Annotated in this window: 14 protein-coding genes; all 14 read left to right on the forward strand. The window is 74.8% G+C overall.

All coding sequences use genetic code 11. The annotated features are described in order from the left end of the window. The first annotated feature begins 163 nt into the window (after positions 1-163). The 14 genes from dinB to AXF14_RS09050 all read left to right on the forward strand — a co-directional run bounded on the left by dinB (position 164) and on the right by AXF14_RS09050 (position 17810). The gene (dinB, locus tag AXF14_RS08985; protein ID WP_067942641.1) at positions 164-1429 is read left to right on the forward strand and encodes a DNA polymerase IV; all 1266 of its coding nucleotides are present in this window, start codon (positions 164-166) and stop codon (positions 1427-1429) included. A 121-nt stretch (positions 1430-1550) separates the two neighbouring features. Further along, positions 1551-1931 carry a DUF3040 domain-containing protein gene (locus AXF14_RS08990; protein WP_067942643.1) on the forward strand — a complete coding sequence of 127 codons (381 nt, stop codon included), beginning with the start codon at positions 1551-1553 and terminating at the stop codon, positions 1929-1931. Between the two features lie 286 nt (positions 1932-2217). Next, on the forward strand, positions 2218-2649 hold the full coding sequence (gene mraZ / locus AXF14_RS08995) for a division/cell wall cluster transcriptional repressor MraZ (RefSeq protein WP_067942645.1): 432 nt from the start codon (positions 2218-2220) through the stop codon (positions 2647-2649). Between the two features lie 226 nt (positions 2650-2875). Then, the gene (gene rsmH, locus AXF14_RS09000; RefSeq protein WP_084355481.1) at positions 2876-3994 is read left to right on the forward strand and encodes a 16S rRNA (cytosine(1402)-N(4))-methyltransferase RsmH; all 1119 of its coding nucleotides are present in this window, start codon (positions 2876-2878) and stop codon (positions 3992-3994) included. After that, the gene (gene ftsL / locus AXF14_RS14505; protein WP_067942648.1) at positions 3991-4479 is read left to right on the forward strand and encodes a cell division protein FtsL; all 489 of its coding nucleotides are present in this window, start codon (positions 3991-3993) and stop codon (positions 4477-4479) included. Before rsmH ends, ftsL begins: the two co-directional genes overlap by 4 nt. A gap of 6 nt (positions 4480-4485) precedes the next feature. Then, the gene (locus tag AXF14_RS09010) at positions 4486-6318 is read left to right on the forward strand and encodes a peptidoglycan D,D-transpeptidase FtsI family protein (RefSeq protein WP_067942649.1); all 1833 of its coding nucleotides are present in this window, start codon (positions 4486-4488) and stop codon (positions 6316-6318) included. A gap of 109 nt (positions 6319-6427) precedes the next feature. Continuing rightward, complete coding sequence (locus AXF14_RS09015; protein ID WP_067942650.1) at positions 6428-8053, forward strand: UDP-N-acetylmuramoyl-L-alanyl-D-glutamate--2,6-diaminopimelate ligase; 1626 nt, start codon at positions 6428-6430, stop codon at positions 8051-8053. Continuing rightward, the gene (locus AXF14_RS09020; RefSeq protein WP_067942652.1) at positions 8050-9567 is read left to right on the forward strand and encodes a UDP-N-acetylmuramoyl-tripeptide--D-alanyl-D-alanine ligase; all 1518 of its coding nucleotides are present in this window, start codon (positions 8050-8052) and stop codon (positions 9565-9567) included. Before AXF14_RS09015 ends, AXF14_RS09020 begins: the two co-directional genes overlap by 4 nt. Next, positions 9564-10652, forward strand: coding sequence for a phospho-N-acetylmuramoyl-pentapeptide-transferase (gene mraY / locus AXF14_RS09025; protein ID WP_067942654.1), 1089 nt, complete (start codon positions 9564-9566; stop codon positions 10650-10652). Before AXF14_RS09020 ends, mraY begins: the two co-directional genes overlap by 4 nt. A gap of 320 nt (positions 10653-10972) precedes the next feature. After that, positions 10973-12487, forward strand: coding sequence for a UDP-N-acetylmuramoyl-L-alanine--D-glutamate ligase (gene murD, locus AXF14_RS09030; RefSeq protein ID WP_067942655.1), 1515 nt, complete (start codon positions 10973-10975; stop codon positions 12485-12487). Between the two features lie 218 nt (positions 12488-12705). Next, entirely contained in the window at positions 12706-13917 is a 1212-nt protein-coding gene (locus AXF14_RS09035; RefSeq protein WP_236755460.1) for an FtsW/RodA/SpoVE family cell cycle protein, read from the forward strand. Beyond that, complete coding sequence (locus tag AXF14_RS09040) at positions 13910-15154, forward strand: UDP-N-acetylglucosamine--N-acetylmuramyl-(pentapeptide) pyrophosphoryl-undecaprenol N-acetylglucosamine transferase (protein ID WP_067942657.1); 1245 nt, start codon at positions 13910-13912, stop codon at positions 15152-15154. Before AXF14_RS09035 ends, AXF14_RS09040 begins: the two co-directional genes overlap by 8 nt. Before the next feature lie 83 nt (positions 15155-15237). Continuing rightward, a complete protein-coding gene (murC, locus tag AXF14_RS09045) occupies positions 15238-16653 on the forward strand; it encodes a UDP-N-acetylmuramate--L-alanine ligase (RefSeq protein ID WP_150118537.1) in 1416 nt (471 codons plus the stop codon). Next, complete coding sequence (locus tag AXF14_RS09050; RefSeq protein WP_084355483.1) at positions 16650-17810, forward strand: cell division protein FtsQ/DivIB; 1161 nt, start codon at positions 16650-16652, stop codon at positions 17808-17810. Before murC ends, AXF14_RS09050 begins: the two co-directional genes overlap by 4 nt. Positions 17811-17844 lie beyond the last annotated feature (34 nt).

Genomic DNA, 17844 nt, shown 5'->3' on the forward strand with positions numbered 1-17844 from the left:
CCGCCGGGCCCCGGCCCGCTCCCGGTCCGGCGCCCTCGCGCCCCTGCTTGCGTGTCACAGCCGCACGTTAGCCTGTGTCTGCCGCCGAGAGCGCCGACGGGCGCCGCCGACGGACCCCGGCGCCCAGCCGGAGCGGCGACCACGCGCGGGAGGAGGGAGAGCCGTGAGCCGAGCACCACGCGCCGCCGAGGCGCGACGCCCCTGGGGCGAGGACGACTCCGCCACCCCGATCCTCCACGTCGACATGGACGCCTTCTTCGCCTCCGTCGAGCTCCTCGAGCACCCCGAGCTGCGCGGCCGCCCCGTCATCGTCGGCGGCGCCAGGGGCCGCGGCGTCGTCTCCGCCGCCACCTACGAGGCCCGCCGCTTCGGCGTCACCTCCGCCATGTCCATGGCCGAGGCCGCCCGCCGCTGCCCCCAGGCCGTCGTCCTGCCCGTCCGCCACGGCGTCTACTCCGAGGTCTCGCAGCGGGTCATGGCGATCCTCGGCGAGGTCACCCCCGTCCTGGAGAAGGTCAGCGTCGACGAGGCCTTCCTCGACGTCTCCGGGGCCCGGCGCCGCATGGGCAGCCCCACCGCCATCGGGCGCTGGATCCGCTCGGAGGTCCGCGACCGCCTCGGCCTGCCGACCTCGGTGGGCATCGCCTCCACCAAGTTCGTCGCCAAGCTCGCCTCCTCCCACGCCAAGCCCGACGGCCTCCTCCTCGTGCCGCAGGCCGCCACCCAGGACTTCCTCGACGTCCTGCCGGTCGGCGCCCTGTGGGGCGTGGGAGAGAAGAGCCAGGCCGTCCTCGAGCGCTGGGGCATCCGGGACGTGCGCACCCTCGCCGCCACCGACGAGCGACGTCTGGAGAAGATCCTCGGGCCGACTGCCGGCCGCCACCTGTGGGAGCTCTCCCACGGAATCGACCCGCGTCCCGTCTCCCCGGGCCGGGAGGAGAAGTCCGTGGGCACCGAGTCCACCTTCTTCGACACCATCACCGACCGCGAGCACGCCCGCCGCGTCCTCCTCGACCAGTCCCACCAGTGCGCCGCCCGCCTGCGCGCCGCAGGCCTGCGGGGGCGCGTCGTCGTCCTCAAGGCCCGCGGGGCGGACTTCACCACGGTGACCCGCTCGCGCACCCTCGGCGACCCGACCGACCTCGCCCGCGACGTCTTCACCGTCGTCGAGTCCCTCTTCGGCGCGCTCCCGACCCCCGGCGGCGGCTTCCGCCTCCTCGGCGTGCGGGTCGAGGGCCTGTCGCGGGCCGACGACGGCGTCCAGCTCCTCCTCGACGACGACCCCCGCCGTGGCGCCCCGGAGCGGGCCGCCGACGCCGTCCGGGAGCGCTGGGGACGCGGTGCTCTGGCCCCGGCGAGCCTCCTGCGCCCACGCGACGGGGAGGGGCGCGCCGGGGGCGGGGGCGCTCGCGGCCAGGACCCGGCGTGACCCGCTACGCGAGCGGGTTTCCCACCGGCGCGCCCCTGCGCCTATCCTGGGAGCACCGCGTCCCCGGGGCACCGGTGCCCACCGGCGCCCCGCGCGGCAACGATGACGGAAAGGGGGAGCCATGGCCCTGTCGGAGCGCGAGCAGCAGGTGCTGCGCGACCTCGAGGAGCAGCTCCACGACGAGGACCCCGCCCTCGTCGACTCCATGGACGACGCCGGCCGGGAGCTCGGCCGCCTCTCGCCCCGCCACGTCGGCGGCGGCATCGCCCTCATCCTCCTCGGCCTCGCCGTCCTCGTCGGCGGCGTCGCGGTCGGCCACGGCATCGTCTCGATCCTCCTGGGCGTCGCCGGCTTCGGCCTCGCGGTCTGGGGTGTCACGATGATGCTCACCCGGGCCCAGGCCCCCGAGCCCGAGGCGCCCCGCCGCCAGCAGGGCTCCCGCTCCAGCTTCATGGACCGCCAGTCCGAGCGCTGGGAGCAGCGCCGCGACCAGCAGCGCTGAGACGCCCCCACCTTCCTCCACCCCGGACCCCGAACGCCGTCCTCCCCGCCGGGAGGGCGGCTTTCTCGTGCCCACGGGCCCCCGACGTCGTCTCCGGCGCCCGTGGGGAGTCGGAGTGACCGAGCGCGCGTGACGATTCCCTCCACCGCACCCCACCCCGGGATTGCGCTGCAATGACGCCACTCGTGATCCGATCGTGACACTCCTGCGGCCTACGTGGGGGTGGAAGGGGAGGGAAGTGGAGTAGGGTGGAGCCATACGGATCGTCGAGGGGAAGGAGACCCGGATGTTCCTGGGTACCCACGCCCCCCGGCTCGATGAGAAGGGCCGCCTCATCCTCCCGGCGAAGTTCCGCGAGGAGCTCGCCGGCGGCATCGTCCTCACCCGAGGTCAGGAGCACTGCCTCTACGCCTTCACGAGCGCGGAGTTCGAGCGCATGTACGCCCAGCTCCGCGAGGCCCCCCTCGCCCAGAAGCAGGCGCGCGACTACGTCCGCGTCATGCTCTCCGGCGCCGACTCGCAGATCCCGGACAGGCAGGGACGCATCACCATCCCCGCCCCGCTGCGCGCCTACGCCGGGCTCGGCCGCGACCTCGCCGTCATCGGCGCCGGGGCCCGCGTCGAGATCTGGGACGCCGCCGCCTGGGAGGCCTACCTGGCCGACCAGGAGCAGGTCTTCGCCGACCAGGCCGAGGAGATCATCCCCGGCTTCTTCTGAGCCGACCCGTCCGCGACGGCCCGCCCGCCGCCACCCACAACACAAGCAGCACGCAGGCACGGCGCCCCGGCGCCGCCCACGGCCCGTCCCGTGAGGTCTCCGCCCGCCGCGCAGTCCGACGTCACTTCCCCGGCGCCGGAACCTGCGGGAGGAGTCCTGGCGGAACGGGCCCGGGCCACCACCCGCGTCACGAGCAAGCCTGACCACGCCACCGAGGAGGACCGCGATGACCGACGCAGCGCAGCGCCACGTCCCCGTCCTCCTCGAGCGCTGCCTCGACCTCCTCGGCCCCGCGCTCGAGGGCGACGACGCGCCCGTCGCCCCCGTCCTCGTCGACTGCACCCTCGGCATGGGCGGTCACACCGAGGGCGCCCTCGCCCGCTTCGAGAACCTCACCGTCGTCGGCATCGACCGCGACCCCGAGGCCATCGCCCTCGCCTCCGAGCGCCTCGCACGCTTCGGCGACCGCTTCCGCGCCGTCAACACCACCTACGACCACGTCGACGACGTCGCCCGCCAGGCCTCGCCCTACGGCGACGGAACCGTCGACGCCGTCCTCATGGACCTCGGCGTCTCCTCCCTCCAGCTCGACGACGCGGAGCGCGGCTTCTCCTACGCCCGCACCGCGCCGCTCGACATGCGCATGGACCAGTCCCAGGGGCGCACGGCCCAGGAGATCCTCGACACCGCCGACGAGCGCGAGATCGCCCGCATCCTGCGCACCTACGGCGAGGAGCGCTTCGCGCCGCGCATCGCCCGCACCATCGTGCGGCGCCGTGAGGACGGCGAGCCCGTCACCACGACCCAGGACCTCGTCGACGTCGTGCGCGCCTCCGTCCCCGCCGCCGCCCGCCGCACCGGCGGCAACCCCGCCAAGCGCACCTTCCAGGCGCTGCGGATCGCCGTCAACGCCGAGCTGGAGGCCCTCGAGGCCGCCGTCCCGCGCGCCCTCAACTCCGTGCGCGTCGGCGGCCGCCTCGTCGTCGAGTCCTACCAGAGTCTCGAGGACCGCATCGTCAAGCAGGCCATGGTCGCCGGCGCCACGACGAACGCCCCCGCGGACCTGCCCTTCGTCCCCGAGGACGCCGCCCCGTACCTCGAGCTCGTCACCCACGGCGCGGAGCGCGCCGACGACGACGAGCAGGCCCGCAACCCCCGTTCCGCGCCTGTGAGGCTGAGAGCCGCGACGCGCCTCCGGCCCGCCTCCGACGCACCGGCGCCCGAGCCTGGTACAGGTACGGGGGGAGCCCGCAGGGAACGACCACGGCCCGCCCCGAGCCGCCGGAGCGGCACCCGATCAGACGCACGAGACCACGCACGATCCCGAGGAAGGAGGAGCCGATGAGCGCCGCCGCCAGCACCGCCACCACGACGAGCACCGAGACGCCGTCGCGTCGCCGCGCGCGCACCGCGCCCGTGCGACGCACCGCCGGCGCCCCCACCGCCCGCGCGCGCCGTCCCCGCGTCCGCCGCGAGGCCTCCGAGTCCGAGCAGCCGCAGCTCTACGTCGTCCGCGGCCTCGCCCCGGCCCGTTCAACGCTGCCCTTCATCCTCCTCATCGTCGCCATCCTCATCGGCGCCCTGGCCACCTCCATGGTCCTCAACGCGCGCATGGCGGACACCGCGTACAAGATGCAGAAGGCCCAGATCGAGCTCAACGTCGTCAACGACCACATCGACACCGTCCAGGGCGAGGTCCTCGATGAGTCCTCGCCCGAGCAGCTCGCCCAGCGCGCCGCCGCGCTCGGCATGGTGCCGGCGCAGGCCCCCGGGGTCGTCGACCTCACGAGCTCGACCGTCTCCGGTGGCACCGCCGCCTGGTCGGAGTAGGTCGGCGTGAACCCCAGCCGCCGTCGAGCCCTCCAGTTCTTCGGCGTCGCCGGCTTCGCACTGCTCACCGGGAAGACCGCGTGGCTGCAGGCCGTCGACGGCCCCGCCCTCGCCGCCCAGGCCAAGGCCGAGCGCACCGTCACCTGGATCAACCGCGCCGCCCGCGGCGACATCAAGGGCCGTGACGGCTCGGTCCTCGCCTCCTCGACGATCTCGTACGACATCGGCGTCAACCAGGTGAAGATCGGCCAGTACGAGCAGACGTCCACCGACGGCTCAGCCTCCACCGACGGCGCCCCGGCCGTCGTCGGCCACGGCGCCGTCGCCGCCGCCAAGCAGATCGCCCCGATCCTCGGCGTCGACGCCCAGGAGCTCGGCGCCAAGATGGTCGGCACCTCCACCTACGCCGTCATCGCCGAGAACGTCGACCCCGACACCTGGCGCCGCATCAACGCCCTCGACATCCCCGGCGTCGAGCCCGACCAGCGCATCCGCCGCCTCTACCCGGCCGGCAAGGTCGCGGGCAACGTCGTCGGCTACACCCACGAGGGCGCCAACCGCCAGCTCGTCGGCTCCGCGGGCCTCGAGCTCACCCAGAACAAGAAGCTCACCGGCACCAACGGCAAGGGCAGCGTCGAGATCGGCAAGACCGGCGCCATCATCCCCACCGGGGACCGGACCGACGTGCCCTCCGTCGCCGGCCAGACCGTGCGCACCACGATCAACCCCGACCTCCAGGCCGTCGCCCAGGACGCCCTCGACGAGGTCGTCAAGGTCCAGAACGCCGACTGGGGCACGATCGTCGTCATGGAGCCGAGCACCGGCAAGCTCCTCGTCCTGGCCGACTCCAACTCCGTCGACCCCTCCGACCCCTCGGCCACCGACGCCGACGACCGCGACGCCCGCAGCGTCCAGGCCGTCTTCGAGCCCGGAAGCGTCGGGAAGGTCGTCACCTTCGCCACCGCCCTCGAGGAGGGCTACCTCACCCCGACGGACTCCTACACGGTCCCCTACCGGTGGACCGCCTCCAACGGGCAGACCTTCCAGGACTCGCACGAGCACGCCGTTGAGTACCTCACGAGCTCGCAGGTCCTGGCCGAGTCGTCCAACGTCGGCACCGTGCAGATCGGCGAGAAGGTCCCTGACGACCTCCGCTACCAGTACATCGAGAAGTTCGGCTTCGGCTCGCTCACCGGTATCGAGATGCCCGCCGAGTCCGCCGGGCTCCTCTACCCGCCCGCCAAGTGGGACGACCGCACCCGCTACACGACCATGTTCGGCCAGGGCTACGCGGGCACCTCCCTCCAGGCCGTCCAGGTCCTCGCCACCGTCGCCAACAAGGGAGTGAGCGTCCCGCCGCGCGTCATCGACGCCTGGATCGACGCGGACGGCAACGAGACCGCCCAGGAGTCCGGCGAGGGCACCCAGGTCATCAGCGCGGACACCGCCACCACCCTCACCGAGATGCTCATCGGCGTCACCCAGGCGGGCGGCACCGCCGAGGAGGCCTCGCTCGACGGCTACCTCGTGGCCGGCAAGACCGGAACCACCGAGATCCTCACCGAGTCCGGCACCGTCGCCTCCTTCGTCGGCTTCACGCCCGCGCGCGACCCCGCCATCGCCGTCGCAGTCATCGTCTACAAGCCGGACGGCACCTACGGAGGCACCGTCTCCGCCCCCGTCTTCCGCAAGGTCGCCATCGCCGCGCTCCACCAGCTCGGCATCGCCCCCGACCCGACCGTCATCGCCGCGCAGGCCGCCAACGACGCCGAGGCCCAGGCCGAGGCCAAGGCCCAGAAGGCGGCGCAGCAGGAGGCGCAGGAGCGCAATGCGGACTGACCACGACCCGCACGGCGGCAACGGCGCGACGCGCGTCTCACCGCACCGCTGAGCCGCCACCCGCCCACCGGGCGGCCAGCATCACGACGCCACGATAGATTGAGGAACCATGAGCAACCACGCCTACGAGTCGGCGGCGGCCCTGCGCCCCCACCGCCTCGAGCCGACCGCCCTCTCCGAGCTCGCGGGCCGCTTCGGCCTCGCCGTGGCCCCGGGGGCCGGCGGCGTCGAGCGCGTGAGCGTCGTCGGCGTCAGCGTCGACTCCTCCGACGTCGCCGCCGGTGAGCTCTTCACCGCCATCCCCGGCTTCAAGCGCCACGGCGCCGAGTTCGCCGCCCAGGCCGTCGACGCCGGCGCCGTCGCCGTCCTCACCGACGCCGCCGGAGCCGAGATCGTCCTGCGGGACCGCCCCGGCACCCCCGTCCTCGTCACCGAGGACCCGCGCGCCGTCGTCGGCCCCCTGGCCGCCGAGGTCTACCGCCATCCGAGCGAGCGCCTCACCGCCACGGCAGTGACCGGCACCAACGGCAAGACGACCACCTCCTACTTCGTCGAGGCCATCCTCGCCGCCCACCTGGGCGGCTGCATGCTCGCCGGCACCGTCGAGCTGCGCGTGGGGGAGCAGCACGTCGAGTCCCCGCGCACCACCGTCGAGGCGCCCGTCCTCCAGCGCCTCATGGCCCTCGCCCTCGAGGAGGGCGTCCCCGCCGCGAGCCTCGAGGCCTCCAGCCAGGCCCTCGACCTGCGCCGCATGGACGGCACCGTCGTCGAGGTCGCCGGCTTCACCAACCTCCAGCGCGACCACCTCGACTACCACGAGACGATGGAGCGCTACCTGGAGGCCAAGGCCATCCTCTTCACCCCGGAGCACGCCCGTCGCGCCGTCGTCTGCGTCGACGACGAGTGGGGCGTCCGCCTCGCCGAGAAGGTCGCCTCCGACGCCGCCCTCCAGCTCGACCGCGTCCGCGCCTACCCCGGGGAGGCGGACACCGACTGGTTCGTCACGGACGCCGCCGTCTCCATGACGGACTCCGCGACGACCTTCGTCCTCCACGGGCCCGAGGGCGAGGAGATCGCCGCCTCCTGCCCGCTGCCCGGCCTCGTCAACGTCCAGAACGCGGCCCTCGCCCTCGTCATGACCATCCGCGCCGGCGTCCCCGCCGCCACCGCCGTCGAGGCCCTCTCCCAGGCGCACAACATCCCCGGCCGCATGCAGCGCATCAGCCAGCGGGACGGCGAGCGCGGCCTGTGCATCGTCGACTTCGCGCACACGCCGGACGCCATGCGCCTCACCCTCGAGGCCGTCCGCGCCATCACCCCGGGCCGCCTCATCGTCGTCTTCTCCTCGGACGGGGACCGCGACCACGGCAAGCGCCCCATGCTCGGGGCCGTCGCCGCCGAGCTCGCCGACGTCCTCGTCCTCACCGACGAGAACCCGCGCAGCGAGGACCCGCAGACCATCCGCGACGCCATCCTCGAGGGCGTCCGCTCCGTGCGCCCCGACCTGCACGACGTCGAGCAGGTGACCACCTGGCGCGGCGACGCGGTCAAGCGCGGCGTCGAGCTCTGCGGCCCCGAGGACACCGTCATCGTCACCGGCAAGGGCCATGAGCCCTTCCTCGAGATCGGCGGCGAGTTCATCCGCTACAACGACGCCCCCGTCATGCGCGAGGCCGTCGAGGCCAAGTGGGGGCCCATCGCCTCCGACGCCGCCGGGAAGGGCTCACGGGCATGATCGAGCGCAGCCTCACCGAGCTCGCCGCCATGGTCGGCGGCGAGATCCTCGACGCGGACGGGACCGGGGACGCCCCGGTCGTCGCCTCCGTCGTGACCGACTCCCGCAAGGCCGGTCCCGGCGCGCTCTTCGTCGCCATCGCCGGCGAGCGCACGGACGGCCACGCCCACCTCGGCGGCGTCCTCGCCGCAGGGGGCGCGGCCGCCCTCGTCTCCGACCTGCCCGCCGCCCGCGCCGCCCTCGACGCGGCCGGCGTCGCGCCGGACGACGCGGACGGAGAGCGCCGCACGCTGCCCCTCATCCTCGTCGAGGACACGGTCGAGGCCCTCGGACTGCTCGCCAGGGCGCACCTCGCCGACCTGCGCGAGCGCGCCGCCTCCCGCGGGAGCGAGCTCACCGTCGTCGCCATGACCGGCAGCGTCGGCAAGACGACGACGAAGGACCTCACCCGCCAGCTCCTCGCCGCCCAGGCGCCGACCGTCGCGCCGATCGCCTCCTTCAACAACGAGATCGGGCTGCCCCTCACGGTCCTCGAGACTGACGAGTCGACCCGGTACCTCGTCCTCGAGATGGGCGCCTCCGGCTTCGGGCACATCTCCTACCTCACCGGCATCGCCCCGCTCGACGCCGCGGCCGTCCTCATGATCGGCCACGCCCACATGGGCGGCTTCGGCTCCGTCGACGGCGTCGCCGAGGCCAAGTCCGAGATCGTCCAGGGCCTCCTGCCCGGCGGCACCGCCGTCCTCAACTACGACGACGAGCGCGCCTGGGCCATGCGCGCGATCGCCCCCGGCCCGGTGCTGGCCTTCTCCGCGAGCGGCGACCCGGCCGCCGAGATCCGCGCCGAGAACGTCGAGGCCGACGCCCAGGCGCACGCCGTCCTCGACCTCGTCGCCCCCGGCGCGCCGACGACGCGCGTCCGGCTCGGGCTGCCCGGCCTGCACAACGTCGGCAACGCGCTCGCCGCGGTCGGCCTCGCGATCGCCGCGGGAGTCCCTGCCGCCGACGCCGTGGCCGCACTCGCGGGAGCACGGATCGAGAGCCCCCACCGTCTCGACGTGCGCACCGTGGGCGCGCCCGACGGCGGCGATATCCTCCTCATCGACGACTCCTACAACGCCAACATCGACTCCATGTCGGCCTCCCTGGCCTCCCTGCCGGCCCTGGCCGGGGAGCGGCGCCGCGTCGTCGTCATCTCCGAGATGCTCGAGCTCGGCGAGTTCTCGGACGCCGACCACGCACGCACCGGCGAGCTCGTGGCCGACGCCGGCGCGAGCCTCCTCGTCACCATCGGGGAGGGGGCCGCCCCGGCCGCCGAGACCGCCCGACGGGCCGGCGTGGGCGAGGTCGTCGAGCTTCCCGACGCCGACGCCGCCCTGACGCGGATCGACGCCCTCGTGCGCGCCGGCGACGCCGTGCTCGTCAAGGGCTCCAACGGCTCGGGCGCCTGGCGCGTCGCCAACCACCTCGCTGAACGACCCGTCGAAGGGACACCGGGAGGCACCGACCGATGACCGCCATCCTCATCGCCGCCGCCGTCGGCATGGTCGTGACCCTGCTGGGCACGCCCGTGCTCATCGGCTTCCTGCACAAGCGGCAGTACGGCCAGTTCATCCGCCAGGACGGACCGCAGGGCCACTTCACCAAGCGCGGCACGCCCACGATGGGCGGCCTCGTCATCATCATCGCCACCGTCCTCGGCTACGCGATCGCGAACCTCTCGGAGCTGCGCACCCCGCGCGCCAGCGGCGTGCTCCTCCTCTTCCTCATCGTGGGCCTGGGCCTCATCGGCTTCCTCGATGACTTCGAGAAGATCTCCAAGCAGCGCTCGCTGGGCCTGACGCCCTGGCAGAAGATGCTCGGCCAAGCCTTCATCGGCATCACCTTCTCCGTGTGCGGCCTGTTCTTCGCCGACCGCAACGGCCTCACCCCAGCCTCGACCCGGATCTCCTTCGCGCGGGACACGAACCTCGACCTCGCCTTCGCGGGCGTCGGGCTGGGGATCGTCCTGTTCATCCTGTGGTCGAACTTCCTCATCACCGCCTGGTCCAACGCCGTCAACCTCACCGACGGCCTCGACGGCCTCGCGGCCGGGTCCTCCGCCATGGTCTTCGGCGCCTACACGCTCATCGGCGTGTGGCAGACGAACCAGTCCTGCCTCTACGGGCACGCCGACGTCGTCGTCACCACCTGCTACCAGGTGCGCGACCCGCGCGACCTCGCCATGGTGGCCGCGGCCCTCATGGGCGCCTGCTTCGGCTTCCTGTGGTGGAACGCCTCCCCGGCCAAGATCTTCATGGGGGACACCGGCTCCCTCGCCCTCGGCGGCGCGCTCGCCGGGCTGTCGATCCTCACGCGCACGGAGTTCCTCGCCGTCGTCCTCGGCGGGCTCTTCCTGGCCGAGGTCATGAGCGACGTCATCCAGATCGCCTCCTTCAAGTCCACCGGTAAGCGCGTCTTCCGCATGGCCCCCCTCCACCACCACTTCGAGCTGGGCGGCTGGAGCGAGGTCAACGTCGTCATCCGCTTCTGGATCATCGCCGGCGTCTGCGTCGTCGCCGGCCTGGGCATCTTCTACACCGAGTTCCTCCTCTCCTGAGACAGTGCGCACGACCCCTCGCGCACGATCCGCTGCGCGAGGGGTCGTGCGCGCCCGCTCGGCGCGGCACGCGAGCCCCGTACGGGCCCGTGCGGACCCGCTGCGCGCGTGACGTCGACCGCCCCGCGCGTGTGGCTCCACCTCCCTCCCAGGTCGATGGGGGAGCATCGGACCAGGCGCCGGGTCTCGCCCGACGCCGCCCGACGCCCCGCCGCCGACCCGCCAGCGCGGGCCGCCGTGCCGACGACGCACCTTCCGAGCCCCCCGGCGCCCGGCCGCACGGCCCCGCCGGCCGCACACAGACAGGAACGAGAGACCCCGTGACGAGCAGCGGCACCAGCACCCTGAGCACGAGCGACCTCGCCGGCGCGCGCGTCGGCGTCGTCGGCCTGGGCCGCACCGGACTCGCCGTCGTCGACGTCCTCACCGCCCTCGGCGCGCAGGTCACCGTCCTCGACGCCCGCGAGAGCGCCGTCGACGAGGCCCGCGCCGCCCACCCCGGCCTCGCCGAAGCCGTCTCGGGCGACGACGACGCCGTCGCCGAGGCCGCCACCTCCTCGGACCTCCGCCTCCTCGTCGTCTCGCCCGGCGTCCCCGCCACCGGCCCCGTCCTCACCGGCGCCGCCGCCGCGGGTCTGGAGACCTGGAGCGAGATCGAGCTCGCCTGGCGCCTCCAGCAGGCCCGCGACCGCGAGACCGGCCGCACCGTCCCGTGGATCGCCGTCACCGGCACCGACGGCAAGACGACGACCGTCGGCATGCTCTCCGCCATCCTCACCGCCGCCGGTCTCAACGCCCCGGCCGTCGGCAACATCGGCGTCCCGACCATCAGCGTCGTCGCCGAGGGACGCGCCGACGCCCTCACCGTCGAGCTCTCCAGCTTCCAGCTCCACACGACCCGCACGCTCAGCCCGCTTGCCGCGGCCTGCCTCAACCTGGCCCCCGACCACCTCGACTGGCACGGCGGCTACGAGGCCTACGGCGCCGACAAGGCCCGCATCTACGAGCACGCCCAGCGCGCCGCCGTCTACAACGTCGCCGACCCCGCCACCCAGGCCATGGTCGACGGCGCCGACGTCGTCGAGGGCTGCTACGCCGTCGGATTCACGCTCGGCGTGCCCGCCCTCGGACAGGTCGGCGTCGTCGAGGACATCTTTGTCGACCGCGCGATGCACGCCGACCGCTTCCGCGCCGGCCTCGAGCTCGCCACCCTCGAGGACCTCGCCCACCTCGCCCCCGGCGGCGAGGCCGACCGCCTCCCCGCCCACGTCGCCGCCGACGCGCTGGCCGCCTCCGCCCTCGCCATGGCGCACGACGCCGTCGCCGCTGACCCCGCCGCCGTGCGCGAGGGCCTGCGCACCTTCCGCCCCGGCGCCCACCGCCTCGTCACCGTCGGCAGCGCCGACGGCGTCACCTGGGTCGACGACTCCAAGGCCACCAACCCCCACTCCGCCCAGGCCGCCCTCACGAGCCTGCCCGAGGGCACCGGCGTGTGGATCGCCGGCGGCGACGACAAGGGCGCCGACTTCCACGAGCTCGTCCGCGCCGTCCGCCCGGCCCTGCGCGGCGTCGTCGTCATCGGCCGCGACGAGGGGCCGCTGCTGGCCGCCCTCGCCGACGAGGCCCCCGACGTCCCCCTCACGCGAGTCCCCGACGGCACCTCCCAGGCCGTCATCGACGGCGCCGTCGAGGTCGCCGCCGCCATGGCGCAGGACGGCGACACCGTCATGCTCGCCCCCGCCTGCGCCTCCTGGGACCAGTTCACCTCCTACGGCGAGCGCGGCGACATGTTCGCCGCCGCCGTCGCCCGCCGGACCGCCGGGGAGCGCGGATGAGTCCCGCCCGCACCAGCCGTCCCGCCGCCCGGCAGGGGCGGCGCCCCGCACCGCGCACGGCGTCTCGCACCGCGACCTCCGGGAGCACGGCCTCCGCCACGAGCACGGCGTCCGCGGTCAGCGCCTCGGAGCCGCAGGATCCCCGCCGCCCCCGTCGCAGGCTGCGGCCGGGGTCGCCCGCCGCCTGGTGGCACCGCGTCTCCGGACCGGACGGCCCCGTGCGCGGCGAGAGCCCCGTCGTCACCTACTACGTGCTGCTCGTCGCGACCTTCATGCTGCTCTTCATCGGCCTCATGATGGTCTACTCCGTCCAGTCGGTCTCCAGCGCCGCCTCGGGGACGAACAGCCTCGTCGCCTACGCCAAGTACCTCGTCTTCGCCGTCGTCGGCGTCGTCGGCATGCTCACCGTCTCCCGGGCCCGCATGTCCACGCTCAAGAAGGGTGCCTGGTGGGTCATGGCTCTCGCCCTCATCCTCCAGTGCCTCGTGTTCGTGCCCGGCGTCGGCATCGACATCATGGGAAACTCGAACTGGATCAAGCTGCCCGGCGGCTTCACCCTCCAGCCCTCGGAGTTCATCAAGCTCGGCCTGTGCCTCGTCCTGGGACGCACCGCGTGGAAGCACGCCGCGGACATGCGCGGCGGCGTGCGCTCCTGGGCGGAGACGAAGCCCTTCCTCCTGCGCGTCGGCGTGCCCGTCGGCCTCGGCGTCGGCCTCGTCCTCGCCGGCGGCGACATGGGAACCTCGATCATCATCGTCATGGCCGCCTTCGGCGCGCTGTGGATGGCCGGGCTGTCGCGCCGGTGGTTCGTCGGCGTCGGCTCCCTCGGGCTGCTCGGCTTCGCCGTCATCTCCACCGTCAAGACGAGCCGTCGTGCCCGCATCACCGCCTGGCTCAACCCCGACGGCTCCGACCCCCTCGGCCTGGCCTACCAGCCGAACCATGCCCGCTACGCCCTCGGCACCGGCGGGCTCCTCGGCGTCGGCCCCGGCGGGTCCCGCCAGAAGTGGGGCTACCTCACCCAGGCGGACTCCGACTACATCTTCGCGATCGTCGGCGAGGAGCTCGGCCTCGTCGGCACCGTCCTCGTCATCGCCCTCTTCGTCGCCGTCGCCTGGTGCTGCGTGCGCATCATGCGGCGCAGCCGCGACCGCTTCTCCGTCGTCACCGCGGCCGGCCTCATGACCTGGATCGTCGGCCAGGCCCTCGTCAACATGTGCGTCGTCACCGGGCTCCTCCCCGTGCTCGGCGTGCCTCTGCCCCTCATCAGCGCCGGCGGCTCCGCCCTCATCGCGGTCCTCGGCGGCATCGGCGTCCTCCTCGCGCTCGCGCGCCACGAGCCCGGGGCCGAGGAGGCCCTCTCCGCCCGTGCCGGCTCCGTGCGCCGCACCCTGTCCGTCATCACCCCCCGCAGGAGGAACCGTGCCTGACACGCCCCAGAACGAGCCCACCGGATCCCGGCCGCTGCGGGTCCTCCTCGCGGGCGGCGGCACCGCCGGCCACGTCAACCCGCTGCTGGCCACCGCGGCCGCCCTGCGCGCCCCGGCCACCGGGGGAGACCCCGCCACCGAGATCCTCGTCCTCGGCACCCGGCAGGGCCTCGAGTCCCGCCTCGTCCCCGAGGCCGGCTACGAGCTCTCCTACGTCCCGCGCGTGCCCCTGCCGCGGCGCACCAGCCTCGACCTCCTGCGCCTGCCGGTGCGCCTGCGCCAGGCGGTCGCCACCGCCGGGCGCGCCATCGAGGCGGTCGGCGCCGACGTCGTCGTCGGCTTCGGCGGCTTCGTCTCCACCCCCGCCTACCTGGCCGCCCGCCGGGCCGGCGTGCCCGTCGTCATCCACGAGCAGAACGCCCGCCCGGGCCTCGCCAACCGCCTCGGGGCACGCTGGGCCGCTGCCGTCGCCCTCACCTTCGCCTCGACGCCCCTCAAGGCCGCCTCGGGCACCACCGCCGTCACCGGTCTGCCCCTGCGGCCCGCCGTCGGCGAGCTCGTCGCCCAGCGCGGCACCGAGGAGGGCGCCCGCGTCGCCCGCCTCACCGGGGCGACCGCCCTCGGCCTCGACCCCGAGGCCACCACCCTCCTCATCACCGGAGGCTCGCTCGGCGCCCAGCACCTCAACGAGGTCGTCGCCGCGGCCCTCGGAGACCTCCCCGAGGGCCTGCAGGTCCTCCACCTCACCGGCAAGGGCAAGGACGAGCCCGTCCGCACCGCCCTCACCGAGGCCGTCGACGCCGGCCGCGCACCCGCGGACCTCGCCCGGCGCTACCACGTCCTCGACTACCTCACGGCCATGGAGCAGGCCTACGCCTGCGCCGACGGCGTCATCTGCCGCTCCGGCGCAGGCACGGTCGCCGAGCTCACCGCCCTCGGCCTGCCCGCCCTCTACGTCCCCCTGCCCATCGGCAACGGCGAGCAGCGCCTCAACGCCGCCGACGTCGTCGCCGCCGGGGGAGGCCGACTCGTCGCCGACGGCGACCTCGTCCCCGCGGACGTCGCCGGCTTCGCCACCGAGCTCGCCGACGACGAGCGCCGCACGACCACGGCCCGCGCCGCCGCCTCCACCGGCGTGCGCGACGGCGCGGCCCGTCTCGCGGCGCTCGTGCGCGCCACCGCCCAGCAGGCTCAGGGCGCCTCGGCGTCCGAGCAGAAGAAGGAGAAGAACGCGTGAGCACCACGACGAGCGGAACCGAGCCGGAGGACGCCGCGCTCACGGGGCGCGCCTTCCACCTCATCGGCGTCGGCGGCGCCGGCATGAACGTCGTCGCCCAGCTCCTCGCCTCCCGCGGCGCGCGAGTCACCGGCTCCGACGCGAACGGCGGCCCCGCCTTCGAGCACCTGCGCGAGCTCGGGCTGGACGTGAGCCTCGGCCACGACGCCGCCCACCTGCCCGAGGACGCCACGGTCGTCGTCTCCACCGCGATCAAGGAGAGCAACCCGGAGCTCGCGGCCGCCCGCGCACGCGGCCAGGAGGTCATCCACCGCTCCCAGGCCCTCGCCCTGGCCGCCGAGGGCCGCGCCTTCGTCGCCGTCGCCGGCGCCCACGGCAAGACCACCACCTCCGGGATGCTCGCCGAGGCCCTCACCGCCGCCGGCGCGGACCCTTCCTTCGCTATCGGCGGGGCCGTCCGGGCGCTCGGCACCGGGGCGCACCTCGGCACCGGCCCCGCCTTCGTCGCCGAGGCCGACGAGTCCGACAAGTCCTTCCTCAACTACGCGCCGACCATCGAGGTCGTCACCAACGTCGAGCCCGACCACCTCGACAACTACGGCACCGCCGAGGCCTTCGAGGCCGCCTTCGTCGACTTCGCCGCCCGCCTCGTGCCCGGCGGCCTCCTCGTCGCCTGCGCCGACGACCCCGGCGCCCACCGACTCGCCGTCGCCGCCGCGGCGGACGGCCACCGCGTCCTCACCTACGGCACCACCTCCGCCGCCGACGCGCCCCACGGCCCCGTGCCGGGCGCCGAGGGCCACGTCCGCCTCGAGATCACCGGCCGCCGAGGCTCCGGCACCACCGCCCGCCTCACCCGCACCGGCGCCGACGGCGCCACGACCGCCGGCCCGGTCGACCTCGAGCTGACCGTCCCCGGCGACCACGTCGCCCTCGACGCCGCCGGGGCCTGGGCCGCGGGCCTCGAGCTCGGCGTCGCCCCCGAGGCCATGGCCGCCGGCCTCGCCGAGTTCGGCGGCACCGGCCGCCGCTTCGAGGACCGCGGTGAGGCCGACGGCGTCCGCGTCGTCGACGACTACGCCCACCACCCCACCGAGGTCGCCGCCCTCCTCGCCACCGCCCGCGAGGTCGCTGCCGAGCGCGGCGGACGCGTCCTCGCCCTCTTCCAGCCGCACCTGTTCTCCCGCACCCGCAACTTCGCCGACCGCTTCGCCACGGCCCTCGAGGGCGCCGACGTCGTCGTGCTCGCCCCGATCTACCCGGCCCGCGAGGTCCAGGAGGACTTCCCCGAGGTGACCGGCGCCACCGTCGCCGACCTCGTGCCCGGAGCCCGCTACGTCGCCGAGCGCGCCGCCGCCGCCGAGGCCGTCGCGGACGCCGCGCGCCCCGGCGACCTCCTCCTCACCGTCGGCGCCGGCGACGTCACCGAGCTGGCCGACGTCGTCCTGGCGCGCCTGCGGCGTCGCGAGTCCCTCACCGGGGAGACCACCGCCCGATGAGGAAGCCGGTTCGTCCGCGTCCGGGGAGCCAGGGCTCGCCCGAGGACGCCCCCGAGGAGCTCGTCCGACCCGGCCGCGCCCCCGCCGCGGGGACGGCGGGCACCGCCGACTCCGGGGACTCCGCCGACTCGTCCGGCTCGGCCGACTCCGCCGACGGCACCGGCCGGTTCGCTCGCGCGTCCCGCCGCGGTCGCACGGGCACCGCGCCCTCGGCCTCCTCGAGCCGCTCGACCGCCTCCGCGGCCTCGAGCGCGGAGCCGCCGTCGGCCACGACGCCGGAGCTCCCGCCGCGCCGCGATCCCGACGCCCTGGAGCCCGGGCGCCGCTCCCTGAGCCTCTTCGGGCGCCGCGCCGGCCGCGGCGCGGTCGCCACCGGCGAGGAGCGGGGGAGCGGGACCGTCGCCCCGCCCGCCGACCGTGTCGTCTCGACCGGCCTCACCGACCGCCTCGAGGAGCGCCGCCGGGCTCTGCGCTCGCTGCGCCTGCGCCGCCTCGGCGCCGGGGCGGGCGCCGTCGTCCTCGTCGCGGTGCTCGTCTGGGCGCTCCTGTTCTCCCCGCTGCTCGCCCTGCGCACCTCGGCCGTCTCGGTCAAGGGCTCGGACGGCACCGTGACGCCCGCCCAGGTCCGCAAGGTCCTCGAGGCGGACGAGGGCACCTCGATCCTCCGGCTCAGCACCGGGCGCGTCGAGGAGGAGGTGACCGACGCCCTCGTGCGCGTGCGCTCGGCCCAGGTCTCCCGCGACCCGCTCCACGGTCTCACCGTCACCCTCACGATGCGCGTTCCCGTCGCCGCCCAGCAGACGGACGCCGGCTGGAAGGTGATGGACGGCGACGGCGTCGTGCTCGAGACCGCCGAGGAGCAGCCCAGCGGCGTCGTCATCGTCGCCGCCGCGGACGGCCAGGACGCGCTCACCGGCACCCAGGTCAAGGCCGTCGCCAAGGCCGTCGGGTCCCTCGACAAGACGACCCGCGGCCAGGTCGCCCAGGGCACGGCCTCCTCGACCGGGCAGGTGACCCTCACCCTCACCTCGGGGGCGACGGTCGTGTGGGGGGACACCTCCGAGTCCGCGCTCAAGGCGCGGGTCCTGGCGGTGCTGCTCGAGCAGGGCGCGCAGACCTACGACGTCTCGAGCCCCCGCACCCCGACGACCTCCTAAGGGGGCGGGCGGGGCCCACGGGACCGGCCGTCCG

Source organism: Actinomyces radicidentis (assembly GCF_001553565.1).
Classification (GTDB): Bacteria; Actinomycetota; Actinomycetes; order Actinomycetales; family Actinomycetaceae; genus Actinomyces; species Actinomyces radicidentis.